Below are 15,452 nucleotides of genomic sequence, written 5' to 3' on the forward strand. Positions count from 1 at the left end.
AAAATAAATCACTATTTAACTAGTACAACTTGTTCTTAGGACTCAGTATACTGAATAAAATACTGTCGGTCAATCATATATTACGCGTACAAACAAAGATTATTTCTAAAATAACAATTTAATAATGCTGTCTTATACTGTATCATTCGTTAATAATATCTGTATTACAACAACACATTAAATGTGCATAAACATTAGGTTTTCTTCCATGCATACCAATAGTAGAGTGCCCAGTTATAGATAATCTAATAGCTCTAGAAAAACTTTTTAAGTATAGTCAAATAAGATCTTTTTTCATGTGATTGTTTTCATGCGTGATGTATAATTATATACAAGGCACACAAAGTTGAAAGGAAGATTCACATATGATTTTAATGGATGATATTATACGCGAAGGTCATCCGACTTTGCGCACGAAAGCTGAGGAAGTTAAATTTCCGTTAACAGAAGAAGTGAAACAGCTTGCAGCAGATATGCTTCAATATTTAATCAACAGTCAAGATCCTGAAATGGCAGATAAATATGATTTACGCAGCGGCATTGGATTAGCTGCCAATCAAGTTAATAGTCTACATCGAATGTTCGCTTTGCATTTGCAAGATGACAATGGTGAACAGCTAAGCTTTACAGCAATCAACCCTAAAATTGTAAGCCACTCTGTAGAAAATACGTATCTTACTGCTGGCGAAGGCTGTCTATCTGTAGACCGCAATGTCCCTGGCTATGTCCCTCGCCATGCCCGTATTACAGTAAAGTTTAAAACAATCGATGGAGAAGAGAAAAAAATGCGTCTTAAAGGCTTACCTGCTATTGCCTTCCAGCATGAATTAGATCATCTAAATGGTATTATGTTTTACGACCGTATCAATGAGAAAAATCCATTTGAGGAAATTCCTGATTCAATTCCTTTTGAGCGTGACTAAAAATACATCAAGCACACAAACCTCTGCAGTTATTCCCTTTCTGCTGAGGTTTTTTATGTAACCTCTTTAATGAATCACACTTGACTTGTATCTATCATTTCCCTTTCCAAGCCATAAAAAAACCTTCTAATTGTATATCCACAATCAAAAGGCTCTTTCACGAAGGTTACATCATCACTGATTCATGTATTAAGCGATCATTAATAGCTTCAATTAATGCAGGTAACTCTTTCATAGTTTCAATAGTATAATGTGCACCAATTTCCTCAAAAATGCACTTTGTTTTCTCAATTTTTATTTGTTGTTCCTCCACAGATAAGGAGTTGAATTCCTCTTCTGAAAGACCCATCTCAGAACTTCCTATAATAACACCAACAGCCCAGACGCACGCATTCAATGCTTCCTTTATATCTGAGGTTGTATCACCAATCTTCACAACCTGCTTCGTTGATTTTGACCCTAACGCCTCCATATTTTTGAAAATCATATATGGATAAGGACGTCCTTTATCTCCAACTTGGGTAGGTGTTACTAGAAAATCAGGTTGATAGCCCTTAATTGCTGCATGTTGTGTTACTACTTCCATCATCGAATCTGTATAACCTGTTGTGGAGCCAATTCGAATACCTGCTTCTCTTAATTGCTGTACCGTTGCCGTCACATGCAGGATAGGATCTGTATATGTCGCTAAAGATTCCATTAGCTTCGACTCAAATTGTTGGTATAACGCTTGTACATTCTCTTCTGTAAAGGGTTGACCGTGAACTCGTTTCCATTCTTCCTGAATTCTCGGCATTTCTAGCATTGTACGAATATGATCAATTTTCAGCATACCCATTGGTTTACGAGCCTCTTCAAGCGTTACGGATACACCAGCATCTTCAAAAATCGTTAAAAAGACATTTACAGGGGCAAAGCAACCAAAATCAACTGCTGTTCCTGCCCAATCAAAAATAACTGTTTCAATTTTCATTGTTTTTCACCACCATATAATTTTCGATTACTTCACATAATGCAAGCATATCTTTTTCATGTATATCACCAATATTGCCTATACGGAATGTATCCACATCTGTCAGCTTTCCTGGATAGATGACAAAACCTGCTTTTTTCAATTCCTGATAAAAATGCTCAAAAGAAAATTCTTTATGAGGGAACAAAAATGTTGTAATAATTGGTGATTGTAGTTCTTCAGTAATATACGCTTCAAATCCAAGTGGTGACAAACGAGAGCGCAGTAATTGATTATTATCTGCATAACGTTTATAGCGGGCACTGATTCCGCCTTCTTCAATCAGCTCTTCTAATGCCTTCGCAAAAGCTACTACTACATGAGTAGGTGAAGTGAACCGCCACTTCCCGTCTTTTTTCATAGCCTCCCATTGATTGTATAAATCTAAAGCTACACTACGAGCCTGTCCTTTACATTTTTCTAATACCTCTGTTTTAGCAATAACAAAGCCAAATCCTGGAACGCCTTGAATACATTTATTGGCACTACTAATACAAAAATCAATATGCAAGCTTGATAAATCCATTGGCACACCGCCAAAGCTGCTCATTGCATCCACAATATACGTTTTGTTGAAAGCATGAACTACTTCTCCAATTTCTTTAATTGGGTTTAAAATACCAGTTGTCGTCTCACAATGTACCACAGCTACATGTGTAATACCTGCATCCTTTTCAAGTAAAGCTTGTACTTCTAATGATGACGGCTGTTCATCATAAGGAACACTATAGACAACATGCTGCAGCTTTAACACTTCGACCATTTCAACGATTCTTTCCCCATAAGCACCATTTGTTAAAATCAGCACCTTATCTTCCTCGCCTATAGCCGTTGTTAGAACAGACTCCACCACAAAACTTCCACTCCCCTGCATAAGCACCGCTGTGTAATCGGATTCATCAACTTGTGCTAAATCCAAGAGCTGCTTACGAATGACCTGTGTGACGTTTTTATAGTCATCATCCCATGTACAGCGATCTTTTAACATTTCCTGTTTAACCGTCTCAGTTGTTGTTAATGGTCCTGGTGTCAATAATTTATAGTTGCTCATCTTCTATAACTCCTTATTGTTGCGCTTCTTTAAAGAATGCTTGGTGTTTTTCTAATAAATCTACTGTCAAGGTTGTATCCCATTTTTTAAGGTGTGCTGGAATATGCTCAGCCTTTACTTGCTCCCCTTCATAAAGTGCCACAGGATATTGCTCTAATAAACCACTGCGTGCCTCTGTGGCAATTACTTTCGCTATTTCTTTGGCTAGTGCTTCATCTCCTTCTTTGTCTACTACAGCCACAGATTCTGTAAGAGTGAAGTTTCCTTCTGTCGGGTCAATATAATCGATTGGTAGTCCTTCATTTTTAGCATCAATAGCTTGAATTCGTAAGCCAAAGCCAGCCGCTACTTCACCTGTTTTCACCTTCTTAATCGGACCTGAGCCTGAGCTTTCGATATGAGGTCCAGCATTTTTAATTAAATCTGCTAAAACTTTTTTCCCTTCCTGCTCACCATATTCTTTGATAATGGCTTGTACTAGAAGCCAGCCTGTTGAAGAATCCATAATATTTGGGAATGACACTAAATCCTTATAGGCAGGAGCTGTCAAATCCTTAATTGTTTTTGGTACAGGTAGACCTTTTTGTTGTAAAACATCTGTATTGATAAAGATCGAACCGACATTTCCTAAAATCGGCAACGCATACGTTACACCACCATCAAGTGGCTTTAAATCTGAAGAGATATCCACAAACATCGATTTGGAAGTTTGTGCGCTCTCTATAAAATAAGAAGCCATTGTTACAACATCTGCTTCAATATCTGTTCCTTCAGCCATCATTTTTCCACCTAGCTCAGAAGTACCAAAGGATTGAATCAAATACTTTCCGTTATAGCCTTTGTCATCTAATGTAGATTCCATTACCTCAATTGCCTCATCATCAGCATTTGAATAAATAATCACTTGGTCTTTGGAATCTGCTTCTGCCCCTCCACATGCAGCTAAAACTACCGCCGCTGCACTAACTGTCCCTAGCATCATAAATGTTGATTTCTTCATTTTGATATCTCCTTCACTTTTTCTTTATGTGTTGTTATATAATCACAACCTAATTTCACAATGAGGTTTGTACATAAAATAAATATTGATAGTACAAAAATATCGGTATATTTTGCGAAATGCTGTAGCTCTTTTATCCGTGTCGATACAAGCATTGTCTTTGTGCTGACAAGGAATATAACGCCACTGACAGTAACCATTGCATTTAAAAAAAAGTAGCTAAACATTTGATAAATAGTTGGTCTAATGTTCGGTAATATGATACGTATAACTGTTTTTAACCAGGAATCCTTTAATAGCTCCGCTGTCACTTCCCAGGTAGGGTCCATCTTTTGCAATGAGTTTTTTGCCATTAAATAAGGTGTTGTAAAAAAGTGCACAATATTACACGCAATAATAATGAGGAATGTCCCTTTTATAGAACTTCCATTAAAGAAAAATAGGTATGAAAGACCAAGCACCATTCCTGGTACAGTGTTCGTAATCATAGAAGCAAAATCTAAGCTTTTTCTTCCTTTTAACGGTGTCCTTGCATTGAGAAGTGCCGACATAAAAGTAATGACTACACCTAAAATGGCTGTTAATACTGCCACGATTAATGAATTGACATATACCTTTGTTAAATCCTTCTCTGCCAATACATTTTGGACATGTTCTAACGTAAAGCTAAAGTCATAGGGATAGCCCTTTGTAAAAGGAACTATAAACATTGTTGAAAAAATGATAAATACTACTGCTACACAGACAATTGAATAAGCAGTAAACATCCCATCACGTAGACGGTGCTTTACAAGTTCACTTTGCCCAGCTTGTTTATATTGAAAATTAAAGCGCTCTAAAATCGTTAACATAACAACTCCAAGTACAGCAGGTACTAGCATTAACACGGAGATAACCGCTCCACGTTCAAAATGCACGATAGAACCTAACATAGCTTGATAGAGTTCAGTAGCAATCACTCGGTAGTTTCCACCGACTGATGCAGGAATTCCGAAATCTGTAAAGCTTAAAATAAATGTTAAAATAAAAGCTCCACCAATCGTCCCTAGCATTGGGCGAAATACAGTATGATAAAAGCGACGTAGTGAATGATCCCGCATTAACATTGAAACTAGCAAAAATCGTTTGTCTATATACTGCATGGAATTTTGCATTAAAATAAAAGCGACCGGCAATGTGTATAATACATAACCTATGACCAAGCCATTGTACCCATAAATTGTAAATAACGGTTGTCCAATTAATTTTGTAAGGATTCCTTGATTTCCAAATGAATAAATCAGCACAAAGCCATAGGTAATGGTCGGTAGCAGCATTGGCAACGTGATTCCTATTTGTACTAGCTTTTTCGTCTGGCGATGCATGGTCGTAAAATGAACCGCATAGGCCAATAAAAAAGCTAAAATGGTCGTGATTATCGATGCAGCAAAGGAAACTTTAAAGCTATTTAAGAAAGATTTACGGATATCTATATTTTGTAAAGCATCTAGATAATTTTGAATGGTAATAACGTTTCCAATTTTGAAGGACTGCCAAAACATATAAAGTAATGGCACAATTAAAAAGATTAGAAAAAATAATAGAATCGGCAGAAAAATTATTTTCATCATTTTATTCGTTTTAAGCATATGTTTCTCCAAATAATTGATAGATGTTGTGTCGCTTAATATGAAGCTGTCTTAAGATAAAGTCCTCAATAAATTGATTGTTGGGTGCTGTTACGATTTCATGTGGTGTGCCAAATTGAGCAACTGTTCCTTCATTAATAATCAAAACTTTATCTGATAGAGTTAGTGCTTCTTCTGGATCATGTGTCACAATAATGGTCGTCAAATTAAATTCACGAGCGATCAATTTAATACGCTCCTTGATGGATTCCTTAATGACACCATCTAGAGCACTTAATGGCTCATCTAACAATAGAATTTTTGGCTGCATAACAAGTGTTCTTGCAATAGAGACACGTTGTTTTTGACCACCTGACAATTCATGAATCTTTTTATGTAAATGCGGTGTCAGCTCTAAAAAATCAATAAATTCTTGTACCTCCTCATTGGACATTTGTACGTTTTTATTTTTCAATCCATAGACAATATTGTCGTATGCATTTAAATGAGGAAATAACGCAAAATCCTGAAACACAATATTAAATCCTCTTTCTTGCATGGATTGCATCGATATATCTTGTCCATTGTAGATAAGTTGACCAGCTGTTTGCTCTGCAAGCCCTAAAATGATATTGAGCAAAGTAGTTTTACCGCAACCACTTGGCCCTAATAACGAAATGATTTCGCCTGATTCGATGGTTACATTGATATCTACTAAAACTTTTTTATTTTTATAGCTTTTTGAGATATTTTTTAGTTCTAACAAATTGTTCACCTCTCTCAGTTCTTAGCCTTAGTATAGTGACAATTTGTAAAGGAAAATGCGCTTTTGTGTAAATGTTGAGTAAATTCTGACCAACTGTTGACAAAGTTATGATCACTTTGAGTAAATATCTAGTAGAGGTGATGAAATGTTTATGATAGAAAGACAACAACATATTTTGCAGTTTATAAGGGAACGCAAGGTTGTAAAATTAGTAACTCTCACAAAAGAGTTTAACGTTTCGATGGAAACAATCCGTCGCGATATCCAACAGCTTGTCCATGAGAAGAAAATCGAGAAGTTTTATGGAGGTGTAAAATATATAGAACCAGTTGAGGGGGTCATCGATCAACGACTTCATGAACAGTTGCCAGAAAAAATCGCTATTGCAAAAGCCTGTGCATCCTTCGTACAGGACGGTGATTGTATTTTTATAGATAGTGGAACAACTACATACCAAATGACACCATTTCTATTAGAAAAAGAAAAATTGACAGTCATTACAAATTCACTACCTGTGGCATTTGAGCTGATTGGTTCTAAAGTAGAAGTAATTATTATTGGCGGGAAAATTCGACACTCTGAGAAGTCTGTAACATCTAACGATTTCCTTTTCCGTTTTGATCATCTTAATATTAATAAAGCCTTTATTTGCGCAAGCGGTGTTTCTATCGAAAAGGGTATTTCTGATTTTAATTTAGAGGAGGCCATCACGAGAAAACAAATTATTTCTATTTCTCAAACTGTTTTTGTGGCAACTGACTCCTCAAAATTTAATAAAGATGTAGCCATTCAAGTCTGTCCACTGCAAGAAATAGATACAATTATTACCGATAGTGCATTGTCTAAAGAAACTATCATGCATTTTACAAAAGAAGGTGTACAGTTAAAACTCGTTTAAACAGATAAATGAAATAAAACATCAAAAAGCAACTAGCTGAGGCTACTTCCACCAACTAGTTGCTTTTTGATTCTTCATTAAATAATAGCTAGCTTACGCATTATTTTTGCCAGTCCATCATGATCCACATGATCAGCTATATGTGTAGCAATTGCCTTTACTTTTTCGTGTCCATTTCCCATTGCCACACTTGTACCCACAGCCTGAAGCATTTCCGTATCATTAATTCCATCTCCAAAAGCTACAGCATCCTCAAATGTAATACCCATTCGCTCTAGTACTTTTTCAATACCCGCAGCCTTAGAGCCTCCACTTGGTAAAATATCACAAGAATAACGATGCCAACGGACAAACTGCACATTTGGAAATGTCTCACAGTATAAAGATTCATCTTTTTCTTCCATAAATATTAGTGTTTGATAGACATCATTCTGCATATAATAAGATGAGTCTAATTCTGGATATGGATACTTCAAAGTATTTAAAGATTCCGCCACCATATGATTATTACCAACAGACGCTATCATGCGTTTATCATCTAAAAATACTACTGGTTCGTTTCTTGTCTCACCAAAGGCAATAATTTTAGTGAGCTCGTCTTTATCAATACCATTTGTATAGACAACCTCACCTTTGTAAACAACATATTGTCCATTAAAGGTAACGTATGTATCAATTTCCAACTCCTCTAACAAAGATTCAATCATGAACGGTGCACGACCTGTCGCAATAGCAATTTCATAGCCACGACGACGTGCTTCAAACAGCGCTTGTTTAGCGGATGCTGGTAATATTTTTTTACTATTATAAAGGGTTCCATCTACGTCAAAAAACAAAATTTTTTTCATTTTATTATTCCTTTCCTTTCTATAGATACATAATTGTTTCAAGGTTCATAACTTTACATAGACAAAATTTTTTATTATAATAATCCTAAGGAGTGATGTGCCATGCTGAAGAAACTCAAGCGGAAATTGTTGAAGCAACTTCGCGGCATACTCGGAAAAAAATCAATTGCCTAACATTTGCCCTTCAATATTTGAAGGGCTTTTCTTTATTTTAGAGTAACTGCGTGATAATATAAAGGAAATGCATTTATTTGGCTATGTGCAACCACTGTCTCATTGCTTTTTATCAATAACGCCTTGGTATTTTTGTTGCTGTTTCTTTAGCATGTTGCTTTCATAGCAAGAAACTAAACATTCGAATTTTGAATTATAAGGCACAATTGATCAAAATTTGAGATATCTACCAGAGGCTTTAGCTTTTATCAGCTGTAACTACTTTGTTGATTGAAGCAATTTGTGCTCATTTGAAGCATTGAGATACAAGAACTTCAAACGCCTTATTTCTGGATTATAAATAATAGAAATTCGTTGTTTTTTCTTGTAGGACGTGTGTGGTATTAGTTAAAGGTGCAATAAAATTGTACGCAATAAAAGGAGAGCAAACTATGATTTACAAAGTTTATTATCAAGAAAATGCAAATGAAATTCCAGTTCGCGAAAACACTAAAAGTCTATACCTTGAAGCTGCTTCAGATCGTGAAGTACGTCAAAAGTTAAAAGACCGAGACTATAATATCGAGTTCATCCAACTGCTTGAAGGTAATTATTTAGCCTACGAACAAGCAAGTCCGAACTTCGTCTTGGAGGAAATTTAACAAACATGAAGTTTGTTAAAAATGACCAAGCAGCTGTTTTCGCACTCGGCGGACTGGGCGAAATCGGCAAAAACACTTATGGCGTTCAATTTCAAGATGAAATCATTTTGATTGATGCTGGCATAAAATTCCCAGAAGACGACTTACTCGGCATTGACTATGTTATTCCTGACTATACGTATTTAGTACGTAACGTTGACAAAATTAAAGGCTTATTTATTACACACGGGCATGAGGACCATATTGGTGGCATTCCCTACTTATTACGTCAAGTAAATATCCCTGTCTATGGGGGAAAGCTTGCACTTGGCCTATTACGTAATAAATTAGACGAACATGGCTTGCTGCGTACAACAAAGCTAATCGAAATTAAAGAAGATGACGTCATTAAGTTTAGAAAAACATCTGTTAGCTTCTTCAGAACAACTCATAGTATTCCCGATGCTTATGGTATTGTCGTAAAAACTCCACCAGGAAACATTGTGCATACTGGTGACTTCAAGTTTGATTTTACACCTGTAGGCGAACCAGCCAACCTAACGAAAATGGCAGAAATCGGACGTGACGGTGTACTTTGCTTACTTTCAGATAGTACAAATGCTGAAAAACCTAATTTCACAATGTCTGAACGTACAGTTGGAAAAAGTATAGATGAAATTTTCCGTAAGGTAGATAGTCGTATTATTTTTGCAACATTTGCTTCAAATATACATCGTTTACAACAGGCTACAGATGCTGCAATAAAATACGGACGAAAAATAGCCGTTTTTGGGCGTTCAATGGATAATGCTATTACAATTGGGCGTGAGCTCGGTTATATAAACGCACCAAAGGATACATTTATTGATGCCCAAAGCATTAATCGCCTCCCTGCTAATGAAGTTATGATTTTATGTACAGGCTCTCAGGGTGAGCCAATGGCAGCTCTATCACGTATTGCTAATGGTACGCATCGTCAAATTCAAATTCAACCTGGTGACACAGTTATCTTTTCATCTTCACCAGTACCTGGAAATACAGTAAGTGTCAACAAAATTATTAATTTACTGTTCCGTGCAGGTGCAGAGGTTATTCATGGTGCACTAAATAATATTCATACCTCTGGACACGGCTCCCAGGAAGAACAAAAACTGATGCTACGCTTGATGAAGCCTAAATTCTTTATGCCTATCCATGGTGAATTCCGTATGTTAAAAATGCATACACACCTAGCAGAAGATTGTGATGTTCCATTTGAAAATACATTCGTCATGGAAAATGGTGATGTCCTTGCATTAAGTGCCAATGAAGCTCATGTAGCAGGACGTATACCATCTGGCGACGTATACATTGATGGCAATGGTATTGGAGATATCGGTAATATCGTGCTACGTGATCGACGCATCCTTTCAGAAGAAGGTTTAGTCATTGTTGTTGTCAGTGTCGATATGGTAAATCAAAAAATTGTTTCCGGTCCAGACATTATTTCTAGAGGATTTGTTTATATGCGTGAATCAGGAACGATGATTAATGAAGCTCAAAAAATGCTAAATCGTCATCTTAACGATACAATTCAAAGCAAAACGCCTCAATGGACTGAGCTAAAAAATGAAATTACAGATGTCTTAGGACCTTATCTATTTGAAAAGACAAAACGTCGACCAATGATTTTACCAATTATTATGGAGGTTTAAACCTCTAGAAGAAGCTACGTAAAAATTTACGTAGCTTCTTTTTTTATTTTTAATTTTTTGAAACCTCCTTTTATCGTTTTACGTATATAGTAATAAAACATGATAAAGGAGCATTTTTATGCTAGATAAAATCCTTCATTCTTTACTAAATAGTAAATCTAAACACTCTTCATCTAGTAGCCGCCAAAAATACTCAAAACGTCACAATTATTATGGGCATAACCACTATAAACGGAGCAATCGAAAAAGCTCTCGTAGTTTCTTTAGTTCCATGAGTTTCTTTAGCAGCTAATGTGGTGGAAACGTTTATCAGAGAAAAGCTTCGATATAGCCGTTAAGCATTATCTTATGGAGCATCCTGATTACTGCTTTATCAAATTTCTTGGCTATGGCTCATATGGTCGAGCTTATTTAATCAAGGAAGTATCTTCAGAAAACTTTTTTGTTTTAAAATGCTTACGACCAAAGCATCGCCATCATCAAAAAACATTACGTAAATTTAATCAGGAAATTCACATACTAAAACATTTATCACTTCCATACGTTCCTTCGATAAGGGAAACAGACGCACTACAATCCATACCGTTAGAGGTGCTAAATAAAAAATAGAATTGTTCACAATCAAAGTGAACAATTCTATCCCTATATTTTGAAATATTTAGCAATTACATAGGCAACCCAATTGTACGCTGGTTCAACACGTATATTCTCAACCAAACCTTTTAGTATTGGCATACTATAAATTGGATTTTCTACTTGATCTTTTAAAAGCACCATTGATTCGCGTACAATGGATTCTTCCATATTAATTATATTTTGCTCAATTAGCTGTAATATGGTTTCCTTTGAAATTTCCTGTTCACAAGGCTTGGATACAAATTGAACAAGGTCCTCTGTTATAAAAGGAATCGTCGTGAAACGTGCAATAATATCTGTCTTTTCTGCTAGAGATTTCGCTAATTGATCTAAATCAAGAGGCATATTAGAAAAAATAAAGAGTTCTGCATAACTCTTCATAAATCCTTTTATGCAATACATAACATCATATTTTGTCTCTTGAAGTTTATCCTGATAGAGCTGCTCAAGCATATAGAGAATCGATTTAGACATTTCTGCTTCATAAGCCGTTATTTTATGAAAAAGTTCTTTTTTTGTCAAAAAGACCTTCTCATTAAAAAAGACACGTGCGGAAGCAGAATGCACTTTGAAGGCTTGGAAGATGCTTTTGTAAAATTCAACCAGCAAAGTATCCTTGTTGTAAGAGCCTCTGACTACCTGGTCAACATCTATAAGAAACTGTTGTAAGTAATAGTCTACCATTGAAAAAACAAGCTCATCTTTTGTTTTGAAGGATAAATAAAATGCTCCTTTTGAAATACCGCAGCGTTCTGTTATTTGCTGTACAGATGTAGCTTCGAAACCCTGTTCAGAAAACAATTCCAATGCTTTCTCCATTATTAATTGCTTTTTTAACATATTTTTTTCTCTCTCCTAATGCATTTCGTTGACAAATGACCGATTAGTCATTAGTATAAATAATTGAATTTAGATAGTCAATAAAGGGTAGGTGTGAAGGTGAAAGGTTTAGTTAATTTCGTATTGAAAAACAAATTGGCAGTATGGTTACTAACAATTATCATCACTGTCTCTGGTATTTATTCGGGAACAAGAATGAAAATGGAATCCATTCCTGATATTTCGATTCCATACTTAATTGTAATGGGCGTCTATCCTGGCGCAACTCCTGAGCAAGTCATGAATGAGCTTTCCATACCATTTGAAAAATCTATAGAAAGCTTAGAAGATGTCAAAGCCGTTTATTCAACATCCTCATCCAACGTATCACAAGTTCAAGTTGAATACGACTATGGAATTGATATGGATGAGAAAAAGCGCCAATTAGAATCTGCTTTAGATGATGTAAAGCTACCTGAGGGTGCTCAAAAGCCGACAATTATGGCCATTAGCATGAATATGATGCCTGTTGTTGCATTATCAGTTAGTAGCTCGAAGGAAGATATTGTTGAATTAACTTCAACAGTAGAAGACATTCTCCTTCCTAAAATTGAAAAAATTGACGGTGTGGCATCTGCAACAATTACTGGTCAGCACATTAACCAAATCTCATTTAAATATGATGATGAAAAAATGGCTGCACTTGGTTTAACAGAAGATACCGTCAAACAAATGATTCAAGCAAGTGACATGTCACTTTCACTTGGTTTATATCAATTTACTGTTGGTGAACAAGCTGTTTCCGTTGACGGTAAAGTAAAATCTGTAGATGAATTAAAAGATTTATTAATTCCAGTCACACCTTCAGCAACAAATCCTTCTCCATTTGTTCGCTTAGGCGATATTGCAAAGATTGAGGTTGAGGGTAAAGTACAATCTGTATCACGTACAAATGGTAAAGATGCAATTGCCATTCAAATTGTGAAAGGTCAAGATGCAAATACGGTGACAGTCGTAAACGCAGTAAAAGACCTAATTAAGGATGAAGAAAAATTAATTGACGGCTTAAAGGTCGATATCTCGTTAGACCAAGGTGCTCCAATTGAAGATTCAGTCTTTACAATGATTGAAAAGGCCGTATTTGGTGGCGCAATTGCTGTTTTAATTATTTTACTATTCTTACGAGATTTCAAATCAACGATTATTTCAATTATCTCTATTCCAGTTTCTATCTTTATGGCATTGCTATTATTAAACTGGATGGATATAACATTAAATATTATGACTCTCGGTGCGATTACCGTAGCCATTGGTCGTGTTATTGATGACTCCATTGTAGTAGTTGAAAATATTTATCGACGTATTCATTTAAAAGAAGAAAAAGTAACAGGTCGTGCTCTAATTCGTGAAGCGACTATCGAAATGTTCAAACCAATTCTTTCTTCAACCTTGGTAACTGTAGCAGTATTTGCTCCACTTATATTTGTAGGCGGTATGGTTGGTGAATTATTCATGCCGTTTGCATTAACAATGTCATTTGCCTTAGGGGCTTCATTATTAGTAGCAATTACCATTGTTCCAGCTTTATCGCACTTCTTGTTCCGTAAAAAACTGTATGGTGAGAAAAAAGAAAGTCAACATAAGGAAGTTGGTAAACTAGCGACTTGGTATAGAGGTGTGCTTGAAAAAGCATTAAACCATAAAATTATCACTTCTGTAATTGCGATTATACTGCTAGTCGGTTCACTTGCTTTAACACCATTGATTGGCTTTAGCTTCATGGGTTCACAGGAAGAAAAGGTCATGTACTTAACTTACACACCTGGAACTGGCGAACTAATGGATGAAACGGAAGACAATGTCGCTAAAGTAGAAAAAGAATTAATGAAACGCAAAGATATTGATATATTACAAGTCTCTATCAATGATTCGCAAAATGTTGATCCATCTGCTATGATGATGGGCGGCGGTGCAGGCGGTGCATTAATGTACCTGATCTTTGATAAAGATATGGAGGACTTCCCTAAAGCTCGTGAAGAAGTCGAAAACTATGTATTTAACATCGGTCAATCTGGGGAATGGAAATCTCAAAACTTCTCTTCTATGTCGATGTCTTCAAACGAAGTTAGCTATACGCTGTATAGTGAAGATTTAGATAAGCTTCGAGATGCAGTGAAACAAGTAGAAGGTGCACTAAAAGACGTAGATGGCTTAGAGGACATTAAGTCTGACAACGAAGACCCATATGTTGAGCATGTTTTAAAAGTAGAACAGAAAAATGTTCTACAATACGGTTTAACTACAGCTCAAATCGTCATGGCATTGAGCAACAATACTTCTAAAGAAGTTTTAACATCCGTAAGATATGATGGTGAAGATATTGATGTTATTGTACAACGTGACGCAAAAGCAGCAGCTCTATCCATCGATGATGTATTGGCTACTGAGGTTAAAACTGCATTAGGTACAACTATGACTATCGGTGAACTAGTAGACGTAGAGAAAGGCACTACGCTTAACTCATTATCTCGCTCAAAAGGTGAATATTTCGCAACAGTTACTGGTACGGTTATCGACGAAGATATCTCAAAAGCTACTTCAGCCGCAGATAAAAAAATCGATAAATTAGATTTACCTAAAGGCGTAACAACTGGCGTATCAGGTGTAGCTGCAGATATGCAAGAAACATTTACAAAGCTTGGTATTGCTATGTTAGCTGCCATTGCTATCGTTTACTTCATCTTAGTAGTAACATTCGGTGAAGGTTTAGCTCCATTTGCTATTCTGTTCTCACTTCCATTTGCTGTAATTGGCGCATTTGTTGGTTTATTTGTAACAGGTCAAACAATTTCTGTTTCGGTTATGATGGGCTTATTAATGCTCATTGGTATCGTCGTTACAAATGCCATTGTATTAGTAGACCGAATTATTCACATGGAACGTGACGGACTTGTTATGCGTGAGGCGATCTTAGAGGCAGGGGCAACACGTTTGCGTCCAATTCTGATGACAGCCATTGCAACAATTGGCGCTATGCTTCCAATGGCATTCGGTACTGGTGGTAGTGGTCTTATTTCGAAAGACCTAGCGATTACCGTAATTGGTGGTTTATTATCTTCAACATTATTAACATTGGTTGTTGTTCCAATTGTGTATGAAATGTTATCAAAAATGTTAAAGAAAAACCGAAAAGATATTGAAGAAAATTAATAAAGTGAAACTTCAATCAGTGGGGATTTTCCTCATCCTCACTGATTATTAGTTGAACCAATCGGGCTTTTACGGGCAGTTTATCTCCCACTTATATTTTTGTTTCACTTAAATCTTTGTCTTACAGCCCGTTTATGCGGGATAAAAAACAGCCACTCATGCGTCATCGCACGTGAATGGCTGTTTTGTTAATC

At 36.1% G+C, this 15,452-nt stretch carries 13 protein-coding genes; 6 read left to right on the forward strand and 7 right to left on the reverse strand.

What is annotated here, in order from left to right; all coding sequences use genetic code 11:
* Positions 1–365 precede the first annotated feature (365 nt).
* Positions 366–923 carry a peptide deformylase gene (gene def, locus ACQKIM_RS16665; RefSeq protein WP_427545873.1) on the forward strand — a complete coding sequence of 186 codons (558 nt, stop codon included), beginning with the start codon at positions 366–368 and terminating at the stop codon, positions 921–923.
* Positions 924–1,089: 166 nt separating this feature from the next.
* Here def and phnX read toward each other — a convergent pair whose 3' ends face one another.
* The 5 genes from phnX to ACQKIM_RS16690 are packed head-to-tail and all read right to left on the reverse strand — an operon-like array spanning position 1,090 to position 6,359.
* Positions 1,090–1,896, reverse strand: a complete 807-nt coding sequence (gene phnX, locus ACQKIM_RS16670; protein WP_427545875.1) for a phosphonoacetaldehyde hydrolase — start codon at positions 1,894–1,896, stop codon at positions 1,090–1,092.
* Entirely contained in the window at positions 1,886–2,986 is a 1,101-nt protein-coding gene (phnW, locus tag ACQKIM_RS16675) for a 2-aminoethylphosphonate--pyruvate transaminase (RefSeq protein ID WP_427545877.1), read from the reverse strand. The genes phnX and phnW overlap by 11 nt, the downstream gene beginning before the upstream one ends.
* Positions 2,987–2,999: 13 nt before the next feature.
* The gene (locus ACQKIM_RS16680) at positions 3,000–3,986 is read right to left on the reverse strand and encodes an extracellular solute-binding protein (protein ID WP_427545879.1); all 987 of its coding nucleotides are present in this window, start codon (positions 3,984–3,986) and stop codon (positions 3,000–3,002) included.
* Complete coding sequence (locus tag ACQKIM_RS16685; RefSeq protein WP_427545881.1) at positions 3,983–5,614, reverse strand: ABC transporter permease subunit; 1,632 nt, start codon at positions 5,612–5,614, stop codon at positions 3,983–3,985. The genes ACQKIM_RS16680 and ACQKIM_RS16685 overlap by 4 nt, the downstream gene beginning before the upstream one ends.
* Positions 5,607–6,359 (reverse strand): ABC transporter ATP-binding protein, encoded by a 753-nt coding sequence (locus tag ACQKIM_RS16690; RefSeq protein WP_427545883.1) that lies wholly within the window; start codon positions 6,357–6,359, stop codon positions 5,607–5,609. The genes ACQKIM_RS16685 and ACQKIM_RS16690 overlap by 8 nt, the downstream gene beginning before the upstream one ends.
* 151 nt (positions 6,360–6,510) lie before the next feature.
* On the opposite strand from ACQKIM_RS16690, the gene ACQKIM_RS16695 reads away from it, so the two are divergent.
* A complete protein-coding gene (locus ACQKIM_RS16695) occupies positions 6,511–7,257 on the forward strand; it encodes a DeoR/GlpR family DNA-binding transcription regulator (RefSeq protein ID WP_427545885.1) in 747 nt (248 codons plus the stop codon).
* Positions 7,258–7,334: 77 nt separating this feature from the next.
* On the opposite strand, the gene ACQKIM_RS16700 is transcribed toward ACQKIM_RS16695, so the two are convergent.
* Positions 7,335–8,105 (reverse strand): Cof-type HAD-IIB family hydrolase, encoded by a 771-nt coding sequence (locus tag ACQKIM_RS16700; RefSeq protein WP_427545887.1) that lies wholly within the window; start codon positions 8,103–8,105, stop codon positions 7,335–7,337.
* Between the two features lie 605 nt (positions 8,106–8,710).
* On the opposite strand from ACQKIM_RS16700, the gene ACQKIM_RS16705 reads away from it, so the two are divergent.
* The 3 genes from ACQKIM_RS16705 to ACQKIM_RS16715 all read left to right on the forward strand — a co-directional run bounded on the left by ACQKIM_RS16705 (position 8,711) and on the right by ACQKIM_RS16715 (position 11,202).
* On the forward strand, positions 8,711–8,920 hold the full coding sequence (locus tag ACQKIM_RS16705; RefSeq protein WP_427545889.1) for a DNA-dependent RNA polymerase subunit epsilon: 210 nt from the start codon (positions 8,711–8,713) through the stop codon (positions 8,918–8,920).
* Between the two features lie 5 nt (positions 8,921–8,925).
* Complete coding sequence (rnjA, locus tag ACQKIM_RS16710; protein ID WP_427545891.1) at positions 8,926–10,593, forward strand: ribonuclease J1; 1,668 nt, start codon at positions 8,926–8,928, stop codon at positions 10,591–10,593.
* Between the two features lie 291 nt (positions 10,594–10,884).
* Entirely contained in the window at positions 10,885–11,202 is a 318-nt protein-coding gene (locus ACQKIM_RS16715; protein WP_427545893.1) for a hypothetical protein, read from the forward strand.
* Positions 11,203–11,235: 33 nt separating this feature from the next.
* Here the strand turns inward: ACQKIM_RS16715 and ACQKIM_RS16720 are convergent, their stop codons facing one another.
* A complete protein-coding gene (locus ACQKIM_RS16720; protein WP_427545895.1) occupies positions 11,236–12,069 on the reverse strand; it encodes a TetR/AcrR family transcriptional regulator in 834 nt (277 codons plus the stop codon).
* Between the two features lie 99 nt (positions 12,070–12,168).
* Between ACQKIM_RS16720 and ACQKIM_RS16725 the strand changes: the two genes are divergently transcribed.
* Complete coding sequence (locus ACQKIM_RS16725) at positions 12,169–15,258, forward strand: efflux RND transporter permease subunit (protein ID WP_427545897.1); 3,090 nt, start codon at positions 12,169–12,171, stop codon at positions 15,256–15,258.
* Positions 15,259–15,452: the final 194 nt, after the last annotated feature.

The organism is Lysinibacillus sp. NPDC047702, assembly GCF_050272555.1.
GTDB lineage: Bacteria > Bacillota > Bacilli > Bacillales_A > Planococcaceae > Lysinibacillus.

Coding starts and splice junctions, on each gene's coding strand:
- def (WP_427545873.1), top strand. CDS start 366: ATGATTTTAATGGATGATATTATACGCGAAGGTCATCCGACTTTGCGC.
- phnX (WP_427545875.1), bottom strand. CDS start 1,896: ATGAAAATTGAAACAGTTATTTTTGATTGGGCAGGAACAGCAGTTGAT.
- phnW (WP_427545877.1), bottom strand. CDS start 2,986: ATGAGCAACTATAAATTATTGACACCAGGACCATTAACAACAACTGAG.
- ACQKIM_RS16680 (WP_427545879.1), bottom strand. CDS start 3,986: ATGAAGAAATCAACATTTATGATGCTAGGGACAGTTAGTGCAGCGGCG.
- ACQKIM_RS16685 (WP_427545881.1), bottom strand. CDS start 5,614: ATGCTTAAAACGAATAAAATGATGAAAATAATTTTTCTGCCGATTCTA.
- ACQKIM_RS16695 (WP_427545885.1), top strand. CDS start 6,511: ATGATAGAAAGACAACAACATATTTTGCAGTTTATAAGGGAACGCAAG.
- ACQKIM_RS16700 (WP_427545887.1), bottom strand. CDS start 8,105: ATGAAAAAAATTTTGTTTTTTGACGTAGATGGAACCCTTTATAATAGT.
- ACQKIM_RS16705 (WP_427545889.1), top strand. CDS start 8,711: ATGATTTACAAAGTTTATTATCAAGAAAATGCAAATGAAATTCCAGTT.
- rnjA (WP_427545891.1), top strand. CDS start 8,926: ATGAAGTTTGTTAAAAATGACCAAGCAGCTGTTTTCGCACTCGGCGGA.
- ACQKIM_RS16715 (WP_427545893.1), top strand. CDS start 10,885: ATGTGGTGGAAACGTTTATCAGAGAAAAGCTTCGATATAGCCGTTAAG.
- ACQKIM_RS16720 (WP_427545895.1), bottom strand. CDS start 12,069: ATGTTAAAAAAGCAATTAATAATGGAGAAAGCATTGGAATTGTTTTCT.